This window comes from Streptomyces sp. NPDC043746 (assembly GCF_056436485.1).
The window spans coordinates 18,076-37,850 of sequence record NZ_JBWKCM010000016.1 but is presented as its reverse complement, the minus strand read 5'-3'; the positions used below and the strand labels follow the sequence as shown (position 1 = coordinate 37,850).

Annotated in this window: 24 protein-coding genes; 18 read left to right on the top strand and 6 right to left on the bottom strand. The window is 69.1% G+C overall.

Annotation, left to right across the window (positions count from 1 at the left end; all coding sequences use genetic code 11):
- Nucleotides 1–6: 6 nt before the first annotated feature.
- Nucleotides 7–705 (bottom strand): hypothetical protein, encoded by a 699-nt coding sequence (locus tag AC0682_RS18710; RefSeq protein ID WP_478533975.1) that lies wholly within the window; start codon nucleotides 703–705, stop codon nucleotides 7–9.
- Nucleotides 706–821: 116 nt separating this feature from the next.
- On the opposite strand from AC0682_RS18710, the gene AC0682_RS18705 reads away from it, so the two are divergent.
- The 16 genes from AC0682_RS18705 (at nucleotide 822) to AC0682_RS18630 (ending at nucleotide 10,662) form a co-directional block, all read left to right on the top strand.
- On the top strand, nucleotides 822–1,049 hold the full coding sequence (locus AC0682_RS18705; RefSeq protein WP_478533973.1) for a helix-turn-helix transcriptional regulator: 228 nt from the start codon (nucleotides 822–824) through the stop codon (nucleotides 1,047–1,049).
- Nucleotides 1,049–1,210 carry a hypothetical protein gene (locus AC0682_RS18700; protein ID WP_478533971.1) on the top strand — a complete coding sequence of 54 codons (162 nt, stop codon included), beginning with the start codon at nucleotides 1,049–1,051 and terminating at the stop codon, nucleotides 1,208–1,210. The genes AC0682_RS18705 and AC0682_RS18700 overlap by 1 nt, the downstream gene beginning before the upstream one ends.
- Nucleotides 1,211–1,336: 126 nt before the next feature.
- Nucleotides 1,337–1,777 (top strand): hypothetical protein, encoded by a 441-nt coding sequence (locus AC0682_RS18695; RefSeq protein WP_478533969.1) that lies wholly within the window; start codon nucleotides 1,337–1,339, stop codon nucleotides 1,775–1,777.
- A 110-nt stretch (nucleotides 1,778–1,887) separates the two neighbouring features.
- Nucleotides 1,888–2,193: a hypothetical protein gene (locus tag AC0682_RS18690; protein WP_478533967.1), complete on the top strand. Its 306-nt coding sequence runs from the start codon at nucleotides 1,888–1,890 to the stop codon at nucleotides 2,191–2,193.
- Nucleotides 2,190–3,224 (top strand): bifunctional DNA primase/polymerase, encoded by a 1,035-nt coding sequence (locus AC0682_RS18685; protein WP_478533965.1) that lies wholly within the window; start codon nucleotides 2,190–2,192, stop codon nucleotides 3,222–3,224. The genes AC0682_RS18690 and AC0682_RS18685 overlap by 4 nt, the downstream gene beginning before the upstream one ends.
- On the top strand, nucleotides 3,221–4,912 hold the full coding sequence (locus tag AC0682_RS18680) for a hypothetical protein (protein WP_478533963.1): 1,692 nt from the start codon (nucleotides 3,221–3,223) through the stop codon (nucleotides 4,910–4,912). Before AC0682_RS18685 ends, AC0682_RS18680 begins: the two co-directional genes overlap by 4 nt.
- A gap of 405 nt (nucleotides 4,913–5,317) precedes the next feature.
- Nucleotides 5,318–5,665: a hypothetical protein gene (locus AC0682_RS18675; RefSeq protein WP_478533961.1), complete on the top strand. Its 348-nt coding sequence runs from the start codon at nucleotides 5,318–5,320 to the stop codon at nucleotides 5,663–5,665.
- 83 nt (nucleotides 5,666–5,748) lie between these two features.
- The gene (locus tag AC0682_RS18670; protein WP_478533959.1) at nucleotides 5,749–6,126 is read left to right on the top strand and encodes a hypothetical protein; all 378 of its coding nucleotides are present in this window, start codon (nucleotides 5,749–5,751) and stop codon (nucleotides 6,124–6,126) included.
- 459 nt (nucleotides 6,127–6,585) lie between these two features.
- Nucleotides 6,586–6,900: a hypothetical protein gene (locus AC0682_RS18665; protein WP_478533957.1), complete on the top strand. Its 315-nt coding sequence runs from the start codon at nucleotides 6,586–6,588 to the stop codon at nucleotides 6,898–6,900.
- Nucleotides 6,890–7,300 (top strand): helix-turn-helix domain-containing protein, encoded by a 411-nt coding sequence (locus tag AC0682_RS18660; protein WP_478533955.1) that lies wholly within the window; start codon nucleotides 6,890–6,892, stop codon nucleotides 7,298–7,300. The genes AC0682_RS18665 and AC0682_RS18660 overlap by 11 nt, the downstream gene beginning before the upstream one ends.
- Nucleotides 7,297–7,995, top strand: a complete 699-nt coding sequence (locus AC0682_RS18655; protein ID WP_478533954.1) for a hypothetical protein — start codon at nucleotides 7,297–7,299, stop codon at nucleotides 7,993–7,995. Before AC0682_RS18660 ends, AC0682_RS18655 begins: the two co-directional genes overlap by 4 nt.
- Nucleotides 7,992–8,417, top strand: coding sequence for a hypothetical protein (locus AC0682_RS18650; RefSeq protein ID WP_478533952.1), 426 nt, complete (start codon nucleotides 7,992–7,994; stop codon nucleotides 8,415–8,417). The genes AC0682_RS18655 and AC0682_RS18650 overlap by 4 nt, the downstream gene beginning before the upstream one ends.
- Nucleotides 8,414–8,683: a hypothetical protein gene (locus tag AC0682_RS18645; protein ID WP_478533950.1), complete on the top strand. Its 270-nt coding sequence runs from the start codon at nucleotides 8,414–8,416 to the stop codon at nucleotides 8,681–8,683. Before AC0682_RS18650 ends, AC0682_RS18645 begins: the two co-directional genes overlap by 4 nt.
- A gap of 201 nt (nucleotides 8,684–8,884) precedes the next feature.
- Nucleotides 8,885–9,163, top strand: a complete 279-nt coding sequence (locus AC0682_RS18640) for a hypothetical protein (protein ID WP_478533948.1) — start codon at nucleotides 8,885–8,887, stop codon at nucleotides 9,161–9,163.
- Nucleotide 9,164: 1 nt separating this feature from the next.
- The gene (locus AC0682_RS18635; protein WP_478533947.1) at nucleotides 9,165–9,494 is read left to right on the top strand and encodes a hypothetical protein; all 330 of its coding nucleotides are present in this window, start codon (nucleotides 9,165–9,167) and stop codon (nucleotides 9,492–9,494) included.
- A gap of 124 nt (nucleotides 9,495–9,618) precedes the next feature.
- Nucleotides 9,619–10,662, top strand: a complete 1,044-nt coding sequence (locus tag AC0682_RS18630) for a tyrosine-type recombinase/integrase (protein WP_478533945.1) — start codon at nucleotides 9,619–9,621, stop codon at nucleotides 10,660–10,662.
- A gap of 54 nt (nucleotides 10,663–10,716) precedes the next feature.
- Here the strand turns inward: AC0682_RS18630 and AC0682_RS18625 are convergent, their stop codons facing one another.
- Both AC0682_RS18625 and AC0682_RS18620 read right to left on the bottom strand, forming a co-directional pair.
- Nucleotides 10,717–11,007, bottom strand: a complete 291-nt coding sequence (locus AC0682_RS18625) for a hypothetical protein (protein WP_478533943.1) — start codon at nucleotides 11,005–11,007, stop codon at nucleotides 10,717–10,719.
- Between the two features lie 31 nt (nucleotides 11,008–11,038).
- Entirely contained in the window at nucleotides 11,039–11,329 is a 291-nt protein-coding gene (locus tag AC0682_RS18620; RefSeq protein WP_478533941.1) for a helix-turn-helix domain-containing protein, read from the bottom strand.
- Between the two features lie 136 nt (nucleotides 11,330–11,465).
- Here AC0682_RS18620 and AC0682_RS18615 point away from each other — a divergent pair, with 136 nt between their 5' ends.
- Entirely contained in the window at nucleotides 11,466–17,264 is a 5,799-nt protein-coding gene (locus tag AC0682_RS18615) for a peptidoglycan DD-metalloendopeptidase family protein (RefSeq protein ID WP_478533939.1), read from the top strand.
- 94 nt (nucleotides 17,265–17,358) lie between these two features.
- Here the strand turns inward: AC0682_RS18615 and AC0682_RS18610 are convergent, their stop codons facing one another.
- From AC0682_RS18610 to AC0682_RS18600, 3 genes are all read right to left on the bottom strand, one after another.
- A complete protein-coding gene (locus tag AC0682_RS18610; protein WP_478533938.1) occupies nucleotides 17,359–17,496 on the bottom strand; it encodes a hypothetical protein in 138 nt (45 codons plus the stop codon).
- Nucleotides 17,497–17,518: 22 nt separating this feature from the next.
- The gene (locus AC0682_RS18605) at nucleotides 17,519–17,998 is read right to left on the bottom strand and encodes a glycine-rich domain-containing protein (RefSeq protein WP_478533937.1); all 480 of its coding nucleotides are present in this window, start codon (nucleotides 17,996–17,998) and stop codon (nucleotides 17,519–17,521) included.
- A 209-nt stretch (nucleotides 17,999–18,207) separates the two neighbouring features.
- Nucleotides 18,208–18,360: a hypothetical protein gene (locus AC0682_RS18600; RefSeq protein WP_478534073.1), complete on the bottom strand. Its 153-nt coding sequence runs from the start codon at nucleotides 18,358–18,360 to the stop codon at nucleotides 18,208–18,210.
- A gap of 169 nt (nucleotides 18,361–18,529) precedes the next feature.
- Between AC0682_RS18600 and AC0682_RS18595 the strand changes: the two genes are divergently transcribed.
- Nucleotides 18,530–19,774, top strand: coding sequence for a Twin-arginine translocation pathway signal (locus tag AC0682_RS18595; RefSeq protein WP_478533935.1), 1,245 nt, complete (start codon nucleotides 18,530–18,532; stop codon nucleotides 19,772–19,774).
- Nucleotide 19,775 lies beyond the last annotated feature (1 nt).

Sequence of the window (19,775 nt, the reverse complement as noted above, 5' to 3'; positions counted from 1 at the left end):
GTGGTCTTAGCGATCCGGGCGGCTGAGGTCGTCAAGTTCCTCGGCCGTGATCTCGATCTGCTCCAACTCGGCCTCCAGCTTCCGGAGCCTCAAGCGCGCGGCCCGCAAGGTGCGCTTGACGGAAGCCGAGTCACCATCGAATGACACCCCCGAGACCTGCACCAGCCGCTCCACCATCCTGGCGAGTCCCTCGGCTTCTCGGTTAGCCGGGTGGTCCGCAGCGCGACGTTGCTCAGCCGGCAGTGCAAGCGCACGGAACTCCTCTTCGGTCTTGTAGTAGTCGCGCCCTCGCTGCTGGGCCGTCTCAACGGACTCATCCTCGACTGCCGCAGGCGGGTCCTCGGCTGGCGTGAGCCCTTGACCCCAGAGCCATGCAGTCCGCGACTCCACGCGGCGGCGCTCCGCAAGCCAGACCTTGTCCTCTCCCCATGAGTCGGGCAGCAGGAGCGTCAACGGTGAGACGTTCAGCGCCACGGCGAAGGCGACCAAGTCATCGACGTCCACGCGGCGTTCGCCTGACTCGGTCTTGATGACGCCTGTGGCGGGCAGGTGGCGCCCTAGCGCCGCCATCTCCTCGCGCAGGCGGGGCATCGGCCAGCCACGAGCCTTCCTGATGCTGGCCAGGTTCTCCGCGACGCGACGCCCGGTCGGGCCGATTTCGTTTGCGCGCCTGTTGCCTTTGGGGGCGTCATTCGAGGTTCCCATCTTAGGAGTATTGCATCCCGTCTCCCTCTCGCCAACTCCCCCCTGCTTGCCCGGGGATGCGCTCCGCTGTACAGTTCCGTACATCGAAGGGATCACTCCTAAGAAAGGAACGTTCGATGGAATCACCCTTTCGTGTTGCCCTCGATGAGTGGCTCACCCCTGCCGAGACCAGTCGCCTGACCAAGCTTTCGGTGTCCACCCTGAAGGACAAGAGGTGGCGCGGTACTGGCCCCAGCTATCGGAAGCTGTCGCCCGGAAAGGGCGGCCGGATCCGGTATCGGCGAGGCGATGTCCTCGCCTGGCTGGAGAACGGCGACGCGACCCGCGCCGAGCAGGTCGCCTGATGCCACCTCGGAAGCAGATCACCCTCCTCGACATCTACCGGGAGCGCGGGTTCAAGCTCACCCCCGCCCAGGCCCGCAGGCTCGTCTTCTTGTTGAAGCTCACCGAAGAACGACCGGCCAGCACCACCACGCCCGAGCCGAAGCGCGACACGGCCGCATAGAAACGGCCCCCACCAAACCGCAGGTGCTCGAACACCAGCGAGGCAGGGGCCACCAGCCCACACACACCGAAGCCCCGGCGCGACCTACCACAGCCAACCGGGGCAACGACGAAAAGGACTACACCCATGGTGACACAGCAGGCCGCCGACTTCGACGGCATCAGCTTCACCTTCACCAACTGCGGAGCGCTCCGCCGCGCCGTCGACGCCGCCACCTCCAAGGCCCGCCGCGAAGGCAAGAGCAGCTGGGCCGACACCCTCGTCTTCGACGCCTGGCTCAGCCTGCCGGACAACGAGCAGCGCGCCGCGATCAAGGATCTCTGCACCGCCTACTTCCTCAAGCTCAACGAGGAACGCCGCGCCCACGAGCACGACGCGCTCGGCACCTCCGGCACCTACCTGGAGCCCGACGACCTGCCGCTCATCCATGAGGTCCTGATGAACGCGGCGCCGATCGATGAGGACACCGTCATCGACGGGTTCCTCGGCGACTCCATCGACCGGCTCCTGAAGGAGCTGGAGCTGCTCCGGTACCGGCTCGGCATCGCCCAGCACGAGAACCACTGACGTGCCCCGGCCCGGCCTGCACACCCGGGGCCGGGCCCCTGCCCCACCCCTTTCGCGAGACGCCGATGAGCCCCCGCCCCGTCTCGCAGCACTCGCGAACGGAAACCCACATGAACCACCCCAACGGCCAATGGCCGGTCAACACCCCCGTCGACCTCGACGAAACCGAGCAGCAAGGCGCCCAGCACCTCCAGCTCGTCAAGGAACGCGCCCGCTGTCTGATCGTCCGCGACAGCATCCGCGCGCACCTGGCCGAACAGCCCAGCCCCCGCGCCGTGCGGCTCGTGCAACGCCTCTACACCGACGACGTCGACCGGATGGCCGCAGACGCCATCACGGCACTCACCAGCACGGAGACCCATCCAGTGAGCCGCAGCCACACCCCGCGCGACGCCGCCCCCGGCGGTGCGGCATGAACATCGACATCCCCCTGTGGTTCGCCCGCCAGGACGTCTACGTGTTCCCTTACCGGCCTGACGACAACAAGCCCTACGGCAACTGCACGCACTGCTCACCCACCCTCCGGGGCACCAACACCCCCAACCCGGACTACGTGCCGCACGACCCGCGAGACTGCCTCTGCATCGCCAACGGCGGACGCTGCCACGGGCTGCACGCAGCCACGAATAGGCCGCAAACCATTCGCAAGTGGCACAAGGAAACCCCCGACGCCAACTGGGGCGGCCACTGCGGGCGTTCCAACATCGTCACCATCGACCTCGACGCCCACGGCCACGAACCCCCGCAGGACGGGGTGTTCATCCGCGGCGAGACCATCGACCCCGCAGGGATCAACGACGGCCTCGACGTGTTCGCAGCCCTGTGCGAACTCCGCGGCCGGTGCCTGCCATGGATCGAGCACAACACCCTGACCGTGCTGACCAAGTCCGGCGGGCTCCAGGCCTGGTTTCGGGTGGCCAACGGGTACGAGTGGCGCGGCGGCGACTCCGTCCGGGCCGGGTTCGGATGGCAGGCCGACTTCAAGGCCGGCGACCAGTCCATCACCCTGCCTGGCACCGTCGTCCCGAAGGGCACCTACCGGGCGCTCGGGGACTCCCGGACCATAGCGCCGCTGCCCGGATGGCTGCGCGTCGAGCTGGAGCGCCTCGGCCGGTGGGTCGACCCCAACCCGCGCCCCCGGTACGTCGCGCCCCCGGAACCGCCCAAAGACCTCAGCCGGTACACCGCGACGGCCCTGGAACGGGAACTCGCCGACCTGGCGTCAGCCCAGCCCGGGGCACTCCACGAGTCCGTCCTCACCTGCTCGTACAGCATCGGCCAACTGGTCGGCGCCGGGCTCATCAGCCAGGACGACGCCCACCAGGCCATCACCGCCGCAGCCGCGCAAGCCGGAGTCAGCCCCGACGAACGCAAAGCGCAGAGCACCATCCGTGACGGCCTCAACGCCGGAATGCGGTCGCCCCGCCAGATCGGAGAACTCGTATGACAGCCGTATTCGATCCGGCCACGATCGCCGCCCAGCTCACCGGACACCTCGGCCAGCAAGCCCGCTGCCAACGCCACCCCGAACAGGTACAGCCCTGCCAGCACATCGTGTGCCGACCGCACGTCGAGCCGGAACCCGAGCTCGACCAGGCTGACGGCGGAACGGGCGACGCACATGAGGAGGCGGAAACCGAGCTGGCCCGACGCATCACCGAACTCTCAATCCCCGAGCACCTGTGGGAACTCCCACACCTCAAGTGGATCAAGCAAGAGGCGGATGCGATCAACGTCAAGCCCGAAGGGCTCCTGCTGAAGGTCGGCAACCGGGCGGCGTGCATCGCCGGGCCGCGACTCGTCGGCTACATCGACGCGCGAGGCAACTTCCCCCTTACCGGGATCGCCGCAACCGTGGGTCGATCCTCCGCCGGATCCGGCACCTCGGACAGCGCCGTGAACCGGCTCCTGCCCATCCCGTCCGAGCTGAAGGAGCCGCCCACAGCGGTCGACTTCGCCAACCAGGCAGGGAAGGTAGACCTCGGCTACCTGAGCCTCAACCCGTCCAGCGGTTCCGCGCTGCTGGACCGGATGCAGAAGCGTCTGCCCGTCCTGCAGAAGGACGACGACGATGCCGAGGCGGAGACGGTGACCGTGTTTGTCCCCCGGGTGGAGATGAACTACGGAGAGGGGTCCACGCTGCTCAACACCATCGACAAGTCCAAAGGATCCGGGAACAGCGGTGCCGGACTGGAAAACATCATCCTGGACGGGTTCTTCGGCGCCGAGCTGAAGTACGACACAACCGGCGAGAAGAGCCGCGCGGCGATCCCCGCAGGCTCGTATGTGATGGCCGTCAACGCCTACTTTCAGGTCGAGTTCATCGGCCAGGCCCTCGGTCACACGCACGGCCTGGTGCAGCGCATGCCGATCGTCCCCATCGTCAAGCCGGCCGGTGACGCCGAAGTAGCTAAGGCTGGGCTGCGGGTGGCGAACGGTGAAGGGTTCACCGTGGAGGAGGCCGAGAGGCACCTCACCGGTATCCCTAAGCGCCCCGACTCGCCCGGAGAGATGCCAGGGGTCATCGACTTCCTGATGCAGCAGAACGGCGCCCCTGACACCCCGTACAAGCGGATGACGATGTGCCGCCTGATGGCCGTGAACCTGCGGCTGATGGAGGCTGAACGGTCCGGTGTCGCCGACCTGGACCCGCTGAAGGGGCACGCCGGACAGGTGCAGTACCGCATCGCGTCCTGGATGGCGCTCCTACGGCGCTCCTACCACATCAACGAGGAGGACTGGGAGGTCGCACAAGCCTTCGCGAAGGTGAGCGCACAGGCAATCGAACTCTGCCGGGAGTGGGCCGCCGCCGAAGACCGAAAGGCCGACTCCGAGGACAACACGAAGACCGCACGGCGGGCCCGCGTCTCCGAAGAAGCTCGCGCGCTGGCCCGCGGTGAAACACCCCGGATCGTGAAGATGATCGCCGCGAGGATGAGGGACAAGCTGAAGAGTAAGGGGGATCTTCCGGCATCGGACCTGACCGTGAGTGCCAGTGGGACGGACGCCAAGGCGTGGGCGGAGATCGGCGGCGAGGGCGGCCGGAGCGGTCTGCGGAATGCTGCACTGGACTGGGGTCTCCAGCAGGGGTACTTCGTGCGAGTGGGCCGCCGGTACAGCGTGAACGCCAACTAGGAAACGTCACCCTACGTAGCTGTTGGGGGTGTCGGTCGAAGCGTCCGGCTGGACCCCCGACCGATACCCCTGACACCCCTGACACCCCTGACTGTTGGCGGACTCTCGAATGGGACATAAGGAATGCGCTGACCAGTGACTATTGGTTTTCAATAGGCGATTTTTGATGTCCGTTTTATAGGTTTTCGTTGCGGTAAAACCCGAGACTTTTTTCCGGCCTAGCAGTCAGGGGTGTCAGGGGTGTCAGGGGTTGAGAGTCAGGGGTTCAGACCCAAGCCCGGCCGCAACGCATCCCGTCACCCTCCGTAGAACCCGCTAAGGCCCGCAGAAGCCAACCGACCGCACCCAAGACCCCCCTGCTGCTCCTCCACTCGCCCTCTCCGTACCAACCACCAAGGAGTCCCCGTGACCGACCTCATCGCCTTCCACCCCGCGCCCCGCCCGGTATGGGTGCTGTTCGGTGACGCCGACGGAGTCACGTTCGCCCTCATGCCCGGCTGGGCCACCGTCGAAGGTGACAGCGGCTTCAGGTGGGCTGGCCTCACCTGGCAGAACCTGCACAACTTCGAGGTCGAAACGCTCGACGTAGACACGCACACCCTGCTCGGCATGTGGGACTCCGCCATCCACCCCGCGCCGGGGCTCGACGAAGTCCTCGCAGCGCTTCGCACGCAGAGGAACGGCACCAACGAAGAGGAACTGGAGTCGGCCGAGAACGACTACCGGATGCTCTTCCCCCAGCCGACCGCCTGACCGCCACCGAAAACGGCCGAACCCGTAGCGCGGACACCCGAACCCGGACAACATCGACACCCCACCCACACCAGGAGGAACCAGTGATCGAATACGTCGCCCGCTCCGGCCCCCCGGAAGCCATGAACTGCCCCGCCTTCATCTGCGACGCCTGCCGCAAGCAGGTCGTCGGCCAGGGCATCGCCACCTGGTGCACCACCATCGCCGACGAAGGCAGGCCCGGCCCCCACCGCCAGTCGCCGATCTATGTCGCCCACAAGGGTCGCTGCGGGCGGGCCCTCGAAGCGTGGCTGGAGAAGACCTACTCGCACGCTGACGGCTGGACCGACCTGTGGAGCGACCTCGACGAGTTCACCCGCCAGCTCACCCACAACCTCGTCAACGCGTTCGCCGACGACCCCGACGGCGAATACCACCGCCACAACCTCGCCCTCCCCAAGGCGCCGGACGCCGGCGCCTGACCCGCACCACGGCCGGGCCCGCAGCAACCGGGCCCGGCCACCCCGCAAGGCCATCATCCGCCCCAGCCCCCGCCCGGAACCTGGAACGCAGATGAACACCGACGACGTCGTGGCCGAGAAAGTTGAGGCCGCACGACGCAAGATCGCCAACGACAAACGGCGGCGGGCTGAACTCGCCGAAGCACGCAAGCACGGTCTCGCCCGGCGACACGCACAGAAGCTCGCCCACCTGGCCCGGCCCAAGCAGCCACTTACTTCCTCGAAGGAAATGAGTCAGGAGACCACGGTCCCGACACCCTCCGAGGGTGCCGCAGACGACTCGGGTCCTTCAGGGACCCCAGTCATGGGCGAGACGCCCACAACCCCCCTGACCGGTCAGCACCCCACCCGCGCGAGAGGGACCGGTCATGGGCCGGATTTGCTCACACACGCGCGGGAGACAGAGATAGGAGAAGCCCAGTGAAGCTGTCGCCGAAGGATCTGAAGTGGCACATGGAAGTCACCGCCCTGGCCCGCCGGCTGGGGTGGACAGTGCTGGAGGGGCAGGCTGAGCGGCAGCGCCTGGAGGATCCGTCGTTCGTCGCGGTGCGGGGCCGTGAGCTGATCGCGGTGTGGTTGCGGTCGTCGACGCCGCGGGCGCAGCGGGTGCCGATGACGGACCGGTTTCCGGGGGTGCCGGGGTTCGTGTGGTCGCCGCCGGACTTGGTGTCGGCGCGGGTGGTGCTGACGGTGGGTGCCGGGCCGGATGAGGGGGGTGGTTCGGATGCGGCTTGATGTGGGGGAGGCGGCCCGCCGGCTGCTGCGGGAGGACGGCACGGTGATCGTCCCGGCGGAGTTGGCGGCCCCGGTGCTGCGGGTGCTCCTGCGGGATGTGGGGGCCCGGTTGAAGGCGGACCGGGGGGCGGTTCCGTTGTCGACGTCCAGCCTGCTTTGGGCGTTGGCGTTGGCCGCGGAGCAGGCCGAGGCCGAGGAGGGTTCCGCGCCCGGAACTTCTGCTGAACGGCCGGTCAGTGTGGAGATCAGCACCGCAGCAGCAGCCCGTGAACTGGGTTGCAGCGAGTCGTATGTGAGGCGCCTGGCCCGTGCTGGCCGCCTCCAGGGCCGGAAGGTCGGCCCGATCTGGTTGGTGGCCGAGGCGACGATCGTCGCCCCAGAGACGGAGCGTGCAGCGTGACGACGGAACTGACGGAAGCACAACGGGAGTTGGCCGATACCCGGGCGGAGATCGCCGAGATGCAGGGCGTCATCGACGTCCTCGAAGAGCAGGTGCGGGAGGGCGAGGCCGCGGCGGAGGCGCAGCAACTGGCGGAGCGGTACGGGCTGAAGCGCCTGGCGGAGCTGCGGCAGGAGGCGGCGGAGCGGAAGCTCGCCAAGGCCGAGGCCGTAGACCTGGCCCGCCGCCGGAGTGAGGCCGAGGCGGCGGCCCGCGCGGACATGGTGGAGCTGTCGGATGCCGCCCTGGCCGTGAAGTACGCCGCGGCTGTTGCGGCGTTGGATGACCTGGCCGCGGTGTGTGTGCGGCGCGAGGACGCGATGCGGGGCCACTTGAAGGCGTTCGTTGAGCTGGGCATGGAGAACGTGATCGCGAACGCTCCGCCGCAGCACATCTTCGCTCTGGACGGTGAGCTGTTCGAGGTGGGGACGCGTCGGCCGCAGGATCTCGTGACCCGTGCGACGGCCCACGTGTTTCGGGTGCTGGCCCTGCGGGATGCGCCGCGTATCGGTGATCGTGCCCATCCGGTCGAGCGGGTGCTCGCTGCGGCTGCGGGCATGAGCGAGCAGGAGACGAAGGCGGCGGGGGAGTCCGGGGCTCTGGCTGGGCGGCTCGTCGAAGCGGCCCGCAAGGGTGTGAAGGGGGCGCGGCGATGAGCGAGCAGCTGACGGCCGAAGATGTGGCCCGCATGTCTGCGGGGGAGATAGTGGCGGCGAACGATGCCGGTCTCCTGGAGTCGTACAAGAGCAAGCCGACGTCGCACGCCCGCCCGTACACGGTGCCGGACGATCCGGCGACGGGCCGACCGGTGCCGCAGTTGGGCGCGGCGGAGGTGGCGAAGCTGGGGCCGGAGGAGCAGCGGGCGGCGATCAGGGCGGGGAAGCTCAACGCCTACCTGGCCGGGCACGATGTGCCCGCGTCTCCGCCGGAGGTGCCAGCGCCGGCCCCGGTGCGGTTCGGTTTCCAGTTCGGTGCGCAGCACATCGAGCACATGACCTCCGAGGAGGTCGACGCGTATCGGGCGGCGGGCAACTTCTACGACTACGACCAAGCGCAGGCCGCTGGAGGTGCGGCGTGACGGGCAACGAGGGTGACGTCGATGTGACGGATGTTCGCCGTCGGGCCGCGGCGTTGGGTCTGGCTGCTGCGGATGGTGAGCTGGAGCGCTGGAACGAGATTCTGGCCGGGGCCGACCAGGACACGCTGGGTGCGGTCATGGTGGCGCTGGCGCAGGCGTGGGTGGGGGCGCTGGATATGGCTGCGGGGGCGTCCGGTGCTCCGGAACCGCGTGCGCTGGTCAGGGAGTGGCTGTACGAGGAGCTGGAGAAGGCCACCAGCTTGTAGGCGAGGAATCACTAGAGCGCCCGTTCCCGATCGTGGGGGCGGGCGCTTTTCGCGTGTTGGGTCATTCCCGGTCCGGTCGCCCCCGGTTACGCTGGTCGTAGCTCAGGGCACGGCATGGCGCGGAAAGGCGCCGCACGAGGACGGGCGTTCTCATCACTGGGCAGTGCGGCGTCTGGTTCCCCATGCCGGACAGGAGTCCCAGTGCCTTCTTTGATCTCTCTCCAGGAAGTCGAGACCGTCGCCGCTCTGCGAATGAGCCGGACGAAGTGGCTCGACTTCCGCCAGGTGCATGAGCGCACCTTCCACACCGCGCCCCGTACCGTGCGGGCCGTGCTGGCGAAGCTGGCCAGGCGCGGCGTCGTTGACTACGTCGAGGTGTACCCCGGCCGCCGGTACCGGCTGCACTCGGATGCCGAGACCGACCACGCCGCCTACTTCGCCGCCATCGACCTGGCTGCCGAAGCTCTGCGGGGCGAGTGACATGACCACCTACTTCCACACGACGGATGCTGCCGCTGCGATCCTGCGGGACGGCTTCCGAGATGGCGACGGCGGTTACATGCTGATCGGGCTGGGCCTGTGCGGCGTGTTCCTGGCGGATGAGCCGGTCGGCCCCAACGAGGGCGCGAAGGGTGACGACGTCCTCGCGGTCGTCCTGCCGGACGGGATGGCCCTGGACGACTACGAGATCATGGAAGACCTGAAGGGCTACCGCGAGTGGTGCATCCCGGCTGACGTGATCAACCGGCTCGGTCGGGTGAGGCGGTTGACCGAGGAAGAGGCGTTGGAGGCGAGCAGCGCCCGCTGGTGAAGCTGAGAGCGCCCGCCCGGCATTGGGCGGGCGCTTTCTGCGTTTTGGGTGCTTCGGTCGGTTCGGGAATCGTGCTTCCTAGGAAACCCCAGAAATACAGAATAATGACCCTTATCCTGTAGTCATGGATTCTCTGCCTGCTGTACCCGATCCGGGGCTCAACCCCGAGGCGATCACGGCACCGGCCGTGAAGCTCAGGGGGACACCGCCCGCCAACTCACCGGCATCCCTCATCGAGCTTCTTCGCGGCGCCGGCGCGGCCCCGGCCGTGATCGAGGCAACCGACACCTGGCTCATGCGCCGTCCGTCGACCAACAGCCAGACCGCCTACGCCAAGGACGCCGCCTGGTGGCTCGCATGGTGCGCGGCCACCGGCACCAACCCGGCCAGGGCCCGCGGCATCGACGCCGACCGGTACGCCACCGCCCTGCACGCTTCGCAGCTCGCCAAGTCGACCCGCGGGCGACGCCTCGCCGTCGCATCCGCCTGGTACGAGTACCTCATGCGAGCAGACCTCGCCGAACGGAACCCGTTCGCAGGCATGGACCGCCCCTCGGTGTCCGCCGACGACTCCCCGACCCGGGGCATGACGGCCGCGCAGCTCGGTGCTCTCCTCAACTACGCCAAGACGTCGGAGAGTCCGCGTACCTACGCGCTGCTCGTCACCCTCGCCACGACGGCCGGGCGCATCGGGTCCGTGCTCGGCGCCACCATCGGGGCGCTGGGGGAAGACGAGGGGCACCGGGTCATCGACCTCCTTACCAAGGGCGACAAGAAGAAGCGGTTCGTCCTCGTGCCGCTCGCCGTCCAGGCGATCGACGCGTGCCTTGAGGGGCGTGACCGGAGTGACTCCGCCGCGTTCATCTTCGCGACCCGCACCGGGAAGCCTATGGATGAGCCGGCCGCCTTCAGGACCCTGCGGCGCGTCGCGAAGGCTGCGGGCATCCCGCACGCCGACCAGTTGTCGCCCCACTCGTTGCGCCACTCCTACGCGACGACGATGCTCGGCAAGCAGGTTCCCCTCGCCGACGTGCAGGATGCCCTGGGGCACGCCGACCCCCGCACCACTCGCCGTTACGACCGGGCCAGGGGTGCGCTGCACCGCTCGCCCAGCTACCGGATGCAGGAGGAGCTGACCAAGGCGATGCGCGCTGACGACGACTCCTGACGGCGGCACCCTGAGAGATTGAAGCCCCCACCACCGGTGGGGGCTTCGTTGTGTTCAGCTGTACGCGACGAATTCGAGGCGCACCCGAACGCTTGCGCCTGTGGTGTCGGACCCCATCGACCAGTCCACGCCGCGCACGACGTACTCCCGGTACCTCTCCCGCTCCACGCCCTCAACGGTGACTGTGTCGGTCCACAGCACGTTGTCCCCCACCCTCGGCAGTGCCTCCAGGTCGCGAGCTTCCTCAAAGTCCAAGAGGCCGTCGACCGGCGGACCGGAGTGGCAGAACACCAAGTCAACTTGCACGGACACCCACCCCTGTAGGTCTTGCTTCGGCGTTTTCATCGCGGTTGCGCCACTGTAGCGAGGCGGCCCTTCAGGCGGCTTGGCGGGCGGGGTGGGAGTACCCGGCGTCGGTGACGGCCGCCGCGTACAGCACCCTCCGTTCCTGGTCGGTGAGTTGGAGGACGTCGGCGAGGCGTTCCGCGGCGACTCGGGACGGGGTGCGGTGCCCGCCCTCGATGAGGCAGACGTAGGAGCGGCCGAGGCCGGCGGCGATGGAGACGCGGCGTTGTGTGTGGCCGGTGCGCTCCCGTGCGGCGGCGAGCATCGGCCCCAGCTCGGCCGGTGGTGTCCTGCGGATGCGGATGCGGGCCTTGGATGCCATCGCCAGACCACCCCTTCCCCTTAGGTTCATAGCTTCGAGGTTACCTAGGAAGTACCATTCAAAGGATAGTCACGCCTATGGCCTTTGAATGTGCCCCTCTATGGGGGGTGGGGGGCTGGGATCGAAGGAGTGCACCGTGGCGGAACCGACCCTCGTAGGGCGCACCCGGGTCTCAGTGGTGCCCGACGTCCGGAAGTTCGGGCCGCAGCTCCTCACGGAACTCCCCAAGGCCGTCCGGCCCGGCGCCGAGCGGGCCGGAGACGTCATCGGGCAGGTCATCACCCGGAAGGTGAACGCCGCCGTCGCGAAGATGCGGCCACGCATCAAGGTCGGTCTCGACCTCGACACCACCAGGGCCAGGGCCGGGCTCCGGGACCTGACCAAGAACCGCACCGTGAAGGTCACCGCCGAACTCGACGACAAGGCCGCCACCACCCGGCTGCGGAAGCTCACCGCGGACCGCACCGTCAAGATCACAGCCCAGCTCGACGACAAGGCGGCAACATCCGCCCTCAACAAGCTGGTTGCCGACCGCACCGTCAAGATCACCGCGAAGCTTGATTCCCGGGCCGCTGAACTCGCCCTCGGGAAGCTGACCCGGGACAGCGCAGCCGACATCGACATCGTCGCGAAGATCAACGACCCCGCGTACAAGCGGGTCGAGCGGGCCCTCGACAAGCTCACCGCGGACCGCACCGTGAACATCCGGGCCACCACCGATACCCGGGTCGCCGCCGGCGAAATCCAGAACCTCATCCGCCGCCGCGTCGTCCAGGTCCGGGCCAACGCCGACACCCGTGTTGCTGCGAACGACCTGGCGAACCTGGCCCGTACCCGCATCGCCCGCATCACCGCCAGGGCAGACACGGCCACGGCCAACAACGCCCTGCGCTACCTCACCCGCGACCGCACCATCGACATCCGCACCCGGCTTCTCGGTGTCGGATCCCTCACCACCGCCCTCGGATCCCTCGGGAGCAGCGCAGGCGACAGCGGCGGCGGCCTCGGCAGGCTCCCGAAGAAGATCCTCCTCATCGGCGGGGCGATCCTCACGACCCTCCCGACGATCGCCTCCCTCGGCTCCGCCCTGGCCCAGCTCGGGCCGCTCGCCGCCCTTGCCGCCCCGGCGATCCTCACCCTCGGCTCGGCGTTCGCGGCGATCAAGGTCGGCATGTCGGGTGTTGGTGACGCCATCAAGGCGACGTTCGCGGACACCGCCGCAGAGGCCGCAGCAGCGGCCACGGCGACCCGGCAGGTGGAGAACGCGCAGCGGTCCCTCGCCAACGCCCAGCGGGGCGTCAGGGACGCGGAGAGGGGCCTCAGCGAAGCCCAGCGGTCCGCCCGCCAGGCACAGCAGGAGCTGTCTGCCGCGCGGCGTGAGGCGGCCCGGGACCTGGAGGACATGAACCGCCGTCTGCGGCAGGGGGCGCTGGACCAGCGGCAGGCCGCCCTCGATGTGCAGCAGGCCGAGGTGGACCTTGCCGCGGTGCGCTCGGACCCGGCCGCGACCCAGTTGCAGATCCAGCAGGCGGACCTGGCCCTGGCGAAGGCGAAGGCGTCGGCCGACGAGCAGGCCCGGCAGCAAAGGCGCCTCCAGGTCGATACCGCGGCGGCGAACAAGGCGGGGGTGTCCGGTGCTGCGGGGGTCGTCCAGGCGCAGGAGCGGATCCGCACGGCGGGGCTTCAGGTCGAGCAGCAGCAGCGGGCCGTGCAGGACGCCCACCGGGCGGTTGCGGACGCGGCCCGCACGGTGGCGGACGCCCAGTCGGCGGCAGCGGCGCAGACGTCGAAGCTCGACGAAGCCATGGCGAAGATCAGCCCGAACGCCCGCATCTTCGTGAACGTGCTGCGGGACCTGGCCCCGGCCTGGACCGCCCTCAAGCTCGATGTGCAGGACCGGCTGTTCGCCGGGCTCGGGGAGCGGCTGCGGCAGGTCTCCGGCAGCGTCCTGCCCGTGCTGCGCCAGGGGCTCGCCGGTACGGCCGGGGTGCTGGGCACGATGGGCAAGAACGCCCTGACGATGGTGGAGAACCTGGCCAAGTCCGGCCAGCTGAAAGCCGCGTTCGACGTCGTCCGTGACGGCCTGGACAACATGAACAGGATCCCGGGCCAGATCCTGACGGGCCTGTCCCAGCTCACCATTGCGGCCAAGCCCGCATGGGACCGGATCACGGCTGGTGCGGGGTCGGCCATGGACCGGGTGATGACCCGCCTGGCCAAGTCCCTGGAGAACGGGAAGCTGACCGCGGCGATCAACACCGCCCTCGATGTGGCGGTCGCGTTCGGGAAGGTCATCGCGGACGTCTTCGGGATCCTGAAGAACGTCATGGGCGCCGCGGCAGCAGCCGGCGGGGACTTCTTCGCCGTGATCGGGTCGGCGCTCAAGGAGATCCGCCGGGTCACCGCACTGCCCGAAGTACAGGACGCCCTGAAGTCGATCTTCACCGCGCTGAATGCGGTTGCCGGTCTCCTCGCCGGCGCCCTGGGCAACGCCCTCCAGGCGCTCATGCCGGTCCTTGCCGCCCTGGCCCCGGCCGTGACACAGGTCGCGAAGCTCCTCGGGCCCGCCCTGGCCGACCTGTTCAAGACCCTCGGCGAAGCCCTCATGCCCGTCGCCCAGGCCCTCGGCCCCGTGCTCGTCGCCGCAGCCGGATCGCTCATCGCCCTGGTCGAGGCGGTGTCGCCGGTCCTGCCCGTACTGGGCAAGCTCATCGGCGACCTGCTGCCGCTGGTGATCCCGGTCTTCACCATGCTGACCAACGTCTTCAACGCCCTGGCCCCGGTCATCACGCAGATCGCCTCACAGCTCGGCCCGATCCTCACCCCGATCATCGAGGGCCTGGCCGCCGTCATCGGCGAGCTGACGCAGCAGTACGCCGCCCAGTTCCTGAACCTCCTCCGGCAGCTGATGCCGGTCCTGCCCATGCTGATCCCGGCGTTCATCCAGCTGGCCGACTCCATCGGGCAGATCCTCATAGCCCTGGCCCCGCTCCTGCCGCAGCTGCTGCTGCTGACCACGCAGGTGCTGGTGGAACTCCTCCCGGCGCTGCTGCCGTTGATGCCGCCGCTGATCACCCTGTCGACGCTGATGACCGAGCTGGCGGTGAAGGTGCTGGCCGGGTTCGTCATCCCGGCGCTGGTGCGCCTGGTCGAGCACCTGGCGAAGCTGCGGGAGAAGTTCCAGCCCGCGATCAACGCGGTCACGTGGCTGACCGAGGGCATAGCCAAGTCGTTCAAGTGGCTCGACGGCGACCTCCTCGGGGGCAAGGGCCGCATCCCGGGTCTCATCGGCGGGGCCTTGAAGTGGTTCACCGATCTGCGGGACAAGGTGGGCCTGCTCTTCACGGCGATGAAGGAGAAGGTCACGGGCACGTGGGCGCGCCTGTGGGACGACGTGAAGCAGGTGGCGTCGGCGGCGTGGGCGCTGGTCCGTACCGGCTTCGATGGTTTCGCGGACAAGCTGACCAGCGCCTTCGAGACCCTGAAGAAGGGGCTGGGGAAGGTCTGGGAGGGGCTGAAGGGCCTGGTCAAGTCCCCGGTGAAGTTCTGGATCGAGACGGTCTACAACCAGGGCATCGTCAAGGTCTGGGAGAAGACCGCGGCGAAGATCCCGGGCATCGAGCCGCTGAAGGAGATGCCCCTTCCCCGCGGCTTCGCCCGCGGCGGGATCCTCCCCGGCTACAGCACCTGGCGCCAAGGAGACGACCAGCTCGTCCCCATGCGCCGCGGCGAAGGCGTCTACGTCTCCGAGGCCATGCAGGACCCCTACGAGCGGGCCCGCCTGCACGCGGTCAACCAGGCCGCCATGCAGGGGCGCAGCCTCCGCCAGTTCCGCGGCTTCGCCGAGGGCGGCATCTTCGACGGGATCACCAGCGCGGTGGGGAGCGTCCTGTCGAAGGGTGCCGATGTTGCCCGGGGCGGGTTGGCGAACCTGGCGGACGCGGCGTTCAAGCCGGTCAAGTCCGGCATCCGCAAGGCCCTCGGCGAGAACACCAACACCTACCCGGGTCTCGTCGGGGCGCTGCCGATCGGCCTGCTGAACAGGGTCGTCGACTACATCCGGGGCAAGGACATCCTTGAGTCCACCGGGCAGTGGCTGAAGCCGGTCGACGCCCCGTATGGGACCCCGTTCGGCAAGCCGGGCCTGATGTGGTCCTCCGGCCGTCACACGGGCCTGGACTTCCCCGCGAAGACCGGGGCAAGCATCCGGGCCGTCGACAACGGCCAGGTCCGCACAGCGGCTTCCAGCGGCCCGTATGGGCAGCACATCGAGATCACCCACGGCGGGGGCCTGTCGTCCCTGTACGCGCACATGTCGGCGATGGTGGCGAAGGTGACCGAGGGGGTCACCCGCGGCCAGGTGATCGGGAAGGTCGGGGCGACGGGCAACGTGACGGGCCCGCACCTGCACCTGGAGGCCCGGCAGGGCGGCAAGACCGTCGACCCGATGCGCTACCTGGAGGGCGGTACGGGGGGCGACGCGGGCGCCGGCGTCGAACGCTTCCGGGGCGTGGTGACGCAGGCGCTGGGGCAGGTGGGGCAGTCCCTCAGCCTGGTCAACACGACGTTGCGGAGGATGAACCAGGAGTCGTCCGGCAACCCCAGGGCCGTGAACCGGAATGACATCAACTGGATCAACGGCACGCCGTCGGTGGGGTTGATGCAGGTGATCCGGCCGACGTTCGAGGCGTTCGCCGGGAAGTACCGCAAGACGGGCCCGTTCCTGCACGGGGTGTCCGTCGACCCGATGGCGAACGTGTACGCGTCGATGCGGTACGCACTGAAGACCTACGGCAGTCTCTCCGCCGCCTACAACCGGATCGGCGGGTACGCCCGCGGCGGCATCGTCGGCGGTGTGCAGATCAGCACCGGGCTGCGCCGGGGTGGCGGGTACGCCACGGGCGGCATCATCCGGGTCGGTGGCAAACGCATCGACACCGGGCCAATCGCCGCCTCCGTCGGGGCGAACTTCTTGAAGACGCTGGCTGGTACGGCGTCCGCGATCGACAAGGCCATGACCACCGTGGCCACCGCGGTGAAGAACGCGTTCAAGGGTGTCAAGACCACCCTCGACGACCGGCTCATCAAGAACCTGAACGCCCAGAACAAGACCCTCCAGAGCTTGGCGGGGAAGCGTGACGCGCTCCGGGCCCGCATCGCCCAGGCCAACACGTTCGCCGCGGAGACCACCGCGTCCGCCTCGTCGTTCGCCTCCCTTACCGGGCTGCCCAACTCCGGTCTGCCGTTCGGGGCGGACGGCATCCTCAACGGGCTCAAGGTGCGCCTCGGGCAACTTCAGGCGTTCTCCTCCAACATCGCGACGCTCGGCAAGCGCGGCCTGTCCAAGGAGTTCCTGAGCCAGCTCATCGCCGCGGGCCCGGACCAGGGCGCACCGTATGCGGCGGCCCTGGTCAAGACGACCGATGCGCAGCTGAAGAGCATCAACGCGACGCAGGTGCAGATCGGGAAGGCCGCCGCCGCCTACGGGCAGAACGCCGCCGACGTCATGTACGACGCCGGGGCGATGTCCGGGAAGGGCTACCTGGCGGGGCTGAAGGCGCAGGAAGCGTCGATCGTGAAGGCGATGGCCGACCTGGCGAAGAAGATCCAGAAGACCATCAAGGTCGAACTGCGCATCAAGTCGCCGTCGCAAGTCCTCCAGGCGCTCGGCCGGTTCACCGGGCTTGGCTTCGCCCGCGGTGTCCGCGACACCATCCCGCAGGCCGCCGCCGCAGCCGCCACCATGGCCCGCACCGTCCGATCCACGGCCGCAGCCACAGTCGCCCGCACTGAGACACGGACCGTCAACAACCATGGTGGTGACCGGCACCTGCACTACAACGCTCACGTCACCGAGGTCGCTTCTCGCCGGAGCATCCTCGACGCGTTGGACCAGGAGGCGATGATGCGCCGCGGGATCCTGATGGTGGGGTAGCGAACGTTGGAGCCCCGGCCGCGCGATGGCCGGGGCTCCTGTCGCCCGCAGCACCTTGGGGGGTACTGAGCTGCGGACACTGACGCTGGGCGGGCTACGCCTCCGGTTTCGTAGGGATCAGGAATCCCCGTACCGGCCGGGGCTCCTCCGGGTCACGGGAGTCCGGCTGCTGCCCGGCCTTCCACGCGGCCACCATGTCCGCGTACCGCGGGTCGATCCATTCCTTCGCCATGAGGCACCTCCTGCCCAGAAGGCTACGGCCACTCCGGCTTCGGCATCGGCCGGATCGTGCACTCCGGGGCGTGCTGGCACCGAGCTGCGACCACGGCGAGGGTCTCGTCGGACGGGTCGCCCCACAGCTCCGCATCCGGCACGTACCCCAGGCCGGTGATGGCCTGCCGGGTCCGGCCCAGGATGGCGGGGTCGTAGTTCGTCGGGTCGTACCCGGGGAAGTGGTGCACGAAGTTCCCCCCGAGTTCCTCGCACAGCTCGGCGTACATCGCGGTGTGCAGCAGCAGGGCGTGCCAGCCCTCGTCGACGATCCGCGAGGGGGCCAGGCCGACGCCGGGGTTGCGGGAGCAGGCAGCCACGAACTTCAGCGCCTCCTCGACGATCCGCCCGGCCATGTCCTGGGGCATGTCGGGGTTGGCGTCCATGACGGTGGTGCGGCAGCTGGTGAACCGCTCGTCGGCGATGAGCCCTCGGGCGATGACGGGTAACTGGCCTACGCTCATGGTGATCTCCTTCTTCTGGTTGGGGGCCGCCCGCCTGGTCGCGGTCCTGCCAGGGAGTGCGCGGCCGGGCGGGAATCAGTGGCGCCGGGCCTGGCGGACGGCTGCGCGGAGACGGGCAGCGGCCGGGCACGGGTTGTCGGCGCGGCAGGTCGGGCAGCTGATCGTGTGGCCGAGGAGCGCCCGGTACTCGGTGTCCTCCGCGGCCGTTTTCACGACGCACCGCCGCGGCACTCGGGGCACTCGCAGGCGGGGAACCGGTCGGTGGTCTCCGGCCGCTCAAGCGGTACGACCTCGGCTTCCGGCCGGATCACACGGGTGACCCCGTCGCGGTTCACCTCGTAGACCTTCAACGTCATCGCCACGCCCGGCTCCCTGGATCGGTGGGCTCTCAGCCATTCCGCTGCACGGCCCGCTGTCACACCCTGATGATGTGTGTGCACGCCGAGTAGGGAATAGGTCGCCGGGTGGCCATGCGTGGCCACGTAGCGGCCATGGCCGGGAGCGCGGACGATGACACCCCACACTGAACGCATGGGCCGCAACGACGCGCTGAGAGCCGCCCGGCTCCGCCGAGGCTGGCGCACCATCGAGGCTGCCGCCGCAGCGCTCACCGACCACGGCCAGCAGCTCCTGGACGACCGCCAGTTCACCGTGTCCGCGAGAACCTGGCGGCGCTGGGAGGGCGAGCGCCCCGGCTGGCCGGCGGAGGAGACCGCGGTCGTCATCCATGACGCCCTCGGGCGCTGGCCCGAAGACCTGGGCTTCACGACACCGCCGGGCTGGATCCGGCCCGAGCACCACGAAGAGGAACAGGTGAACCGCCGCGCCTTCACCTCCGTCACCGCGGCCGCACTGGTCGCGGGCCCGATCGCCCCGCAGCACGTCGACCCCGCGCTCGTCGACTACTTCCAGCAGCAACTGGAAGGTCACTACCGGGCCGACATGTTCCTCGGCCCCCACGACCTGATCGGCACCGTGTCCGCCCAGTACCAGCTCATCGACAAGCTGGTGCGGTCCGCGCGCGGCGAGACCCGGCGGGGGCTGCTGCGGGCAGGTGCGGCCTACGCGGCGCTCGTCGGGTGGCTGTACCAGGACGCGGGCGACCTGGACGGGGCGGCTTTCTGGCGGGGGGTGACACAGGAGATCGCCATACGGTCCAGGGACCCGCACCTGATCGGGTACTCCCTCGTGAACCAGGCGCAGGTGCGCACCGACCTGGGCGACGGGCACGCCGTTGTGGACCTGTGCGAAGCGGCCCTGGATGACGCTGATCGGCTGGTGCCAAAGGTGCGGATCATGGCGATGCAGCAGCAGGCGCACGGGGCTAGCCTCACCGGCGAGCGGCGGGCCGTGGACCAGCTGCTCGACCAGGCCGACCGGCTCCTCCCCAGGGTCGATGACGACCTGCCGTGGGGCAACGCCTGCCGCCGCACGCCGGGGTACCTGGAGGTCCAGCGGGCCACCTGCTACGGGCGTCTGGGGCTCGGCGAGGAAGCCGGATCGCTGTGGACGCAGGTGCTGGCCGGTGTCCCGGAGACGGCCCGCCGCGACCGCGGCGTATACATGGCCCGGCAGGCGACCGCTGCGGCTGCCGCTCGGGAGCCGGACCAGGCGGTCGAGATCGCCCGCACAGTGGCGACCATCGCCGTGGAGACCCGCTCTGCCCGGATGCGCCGGGAGCTGGGCACCCTGATGCGGGCGATGCGCCCGTGGCACGATGCCCCGGTCGGCCGGGATCTCGCTGAGATCCTGGCACCGGTGACCGAGGGGAGCTGAC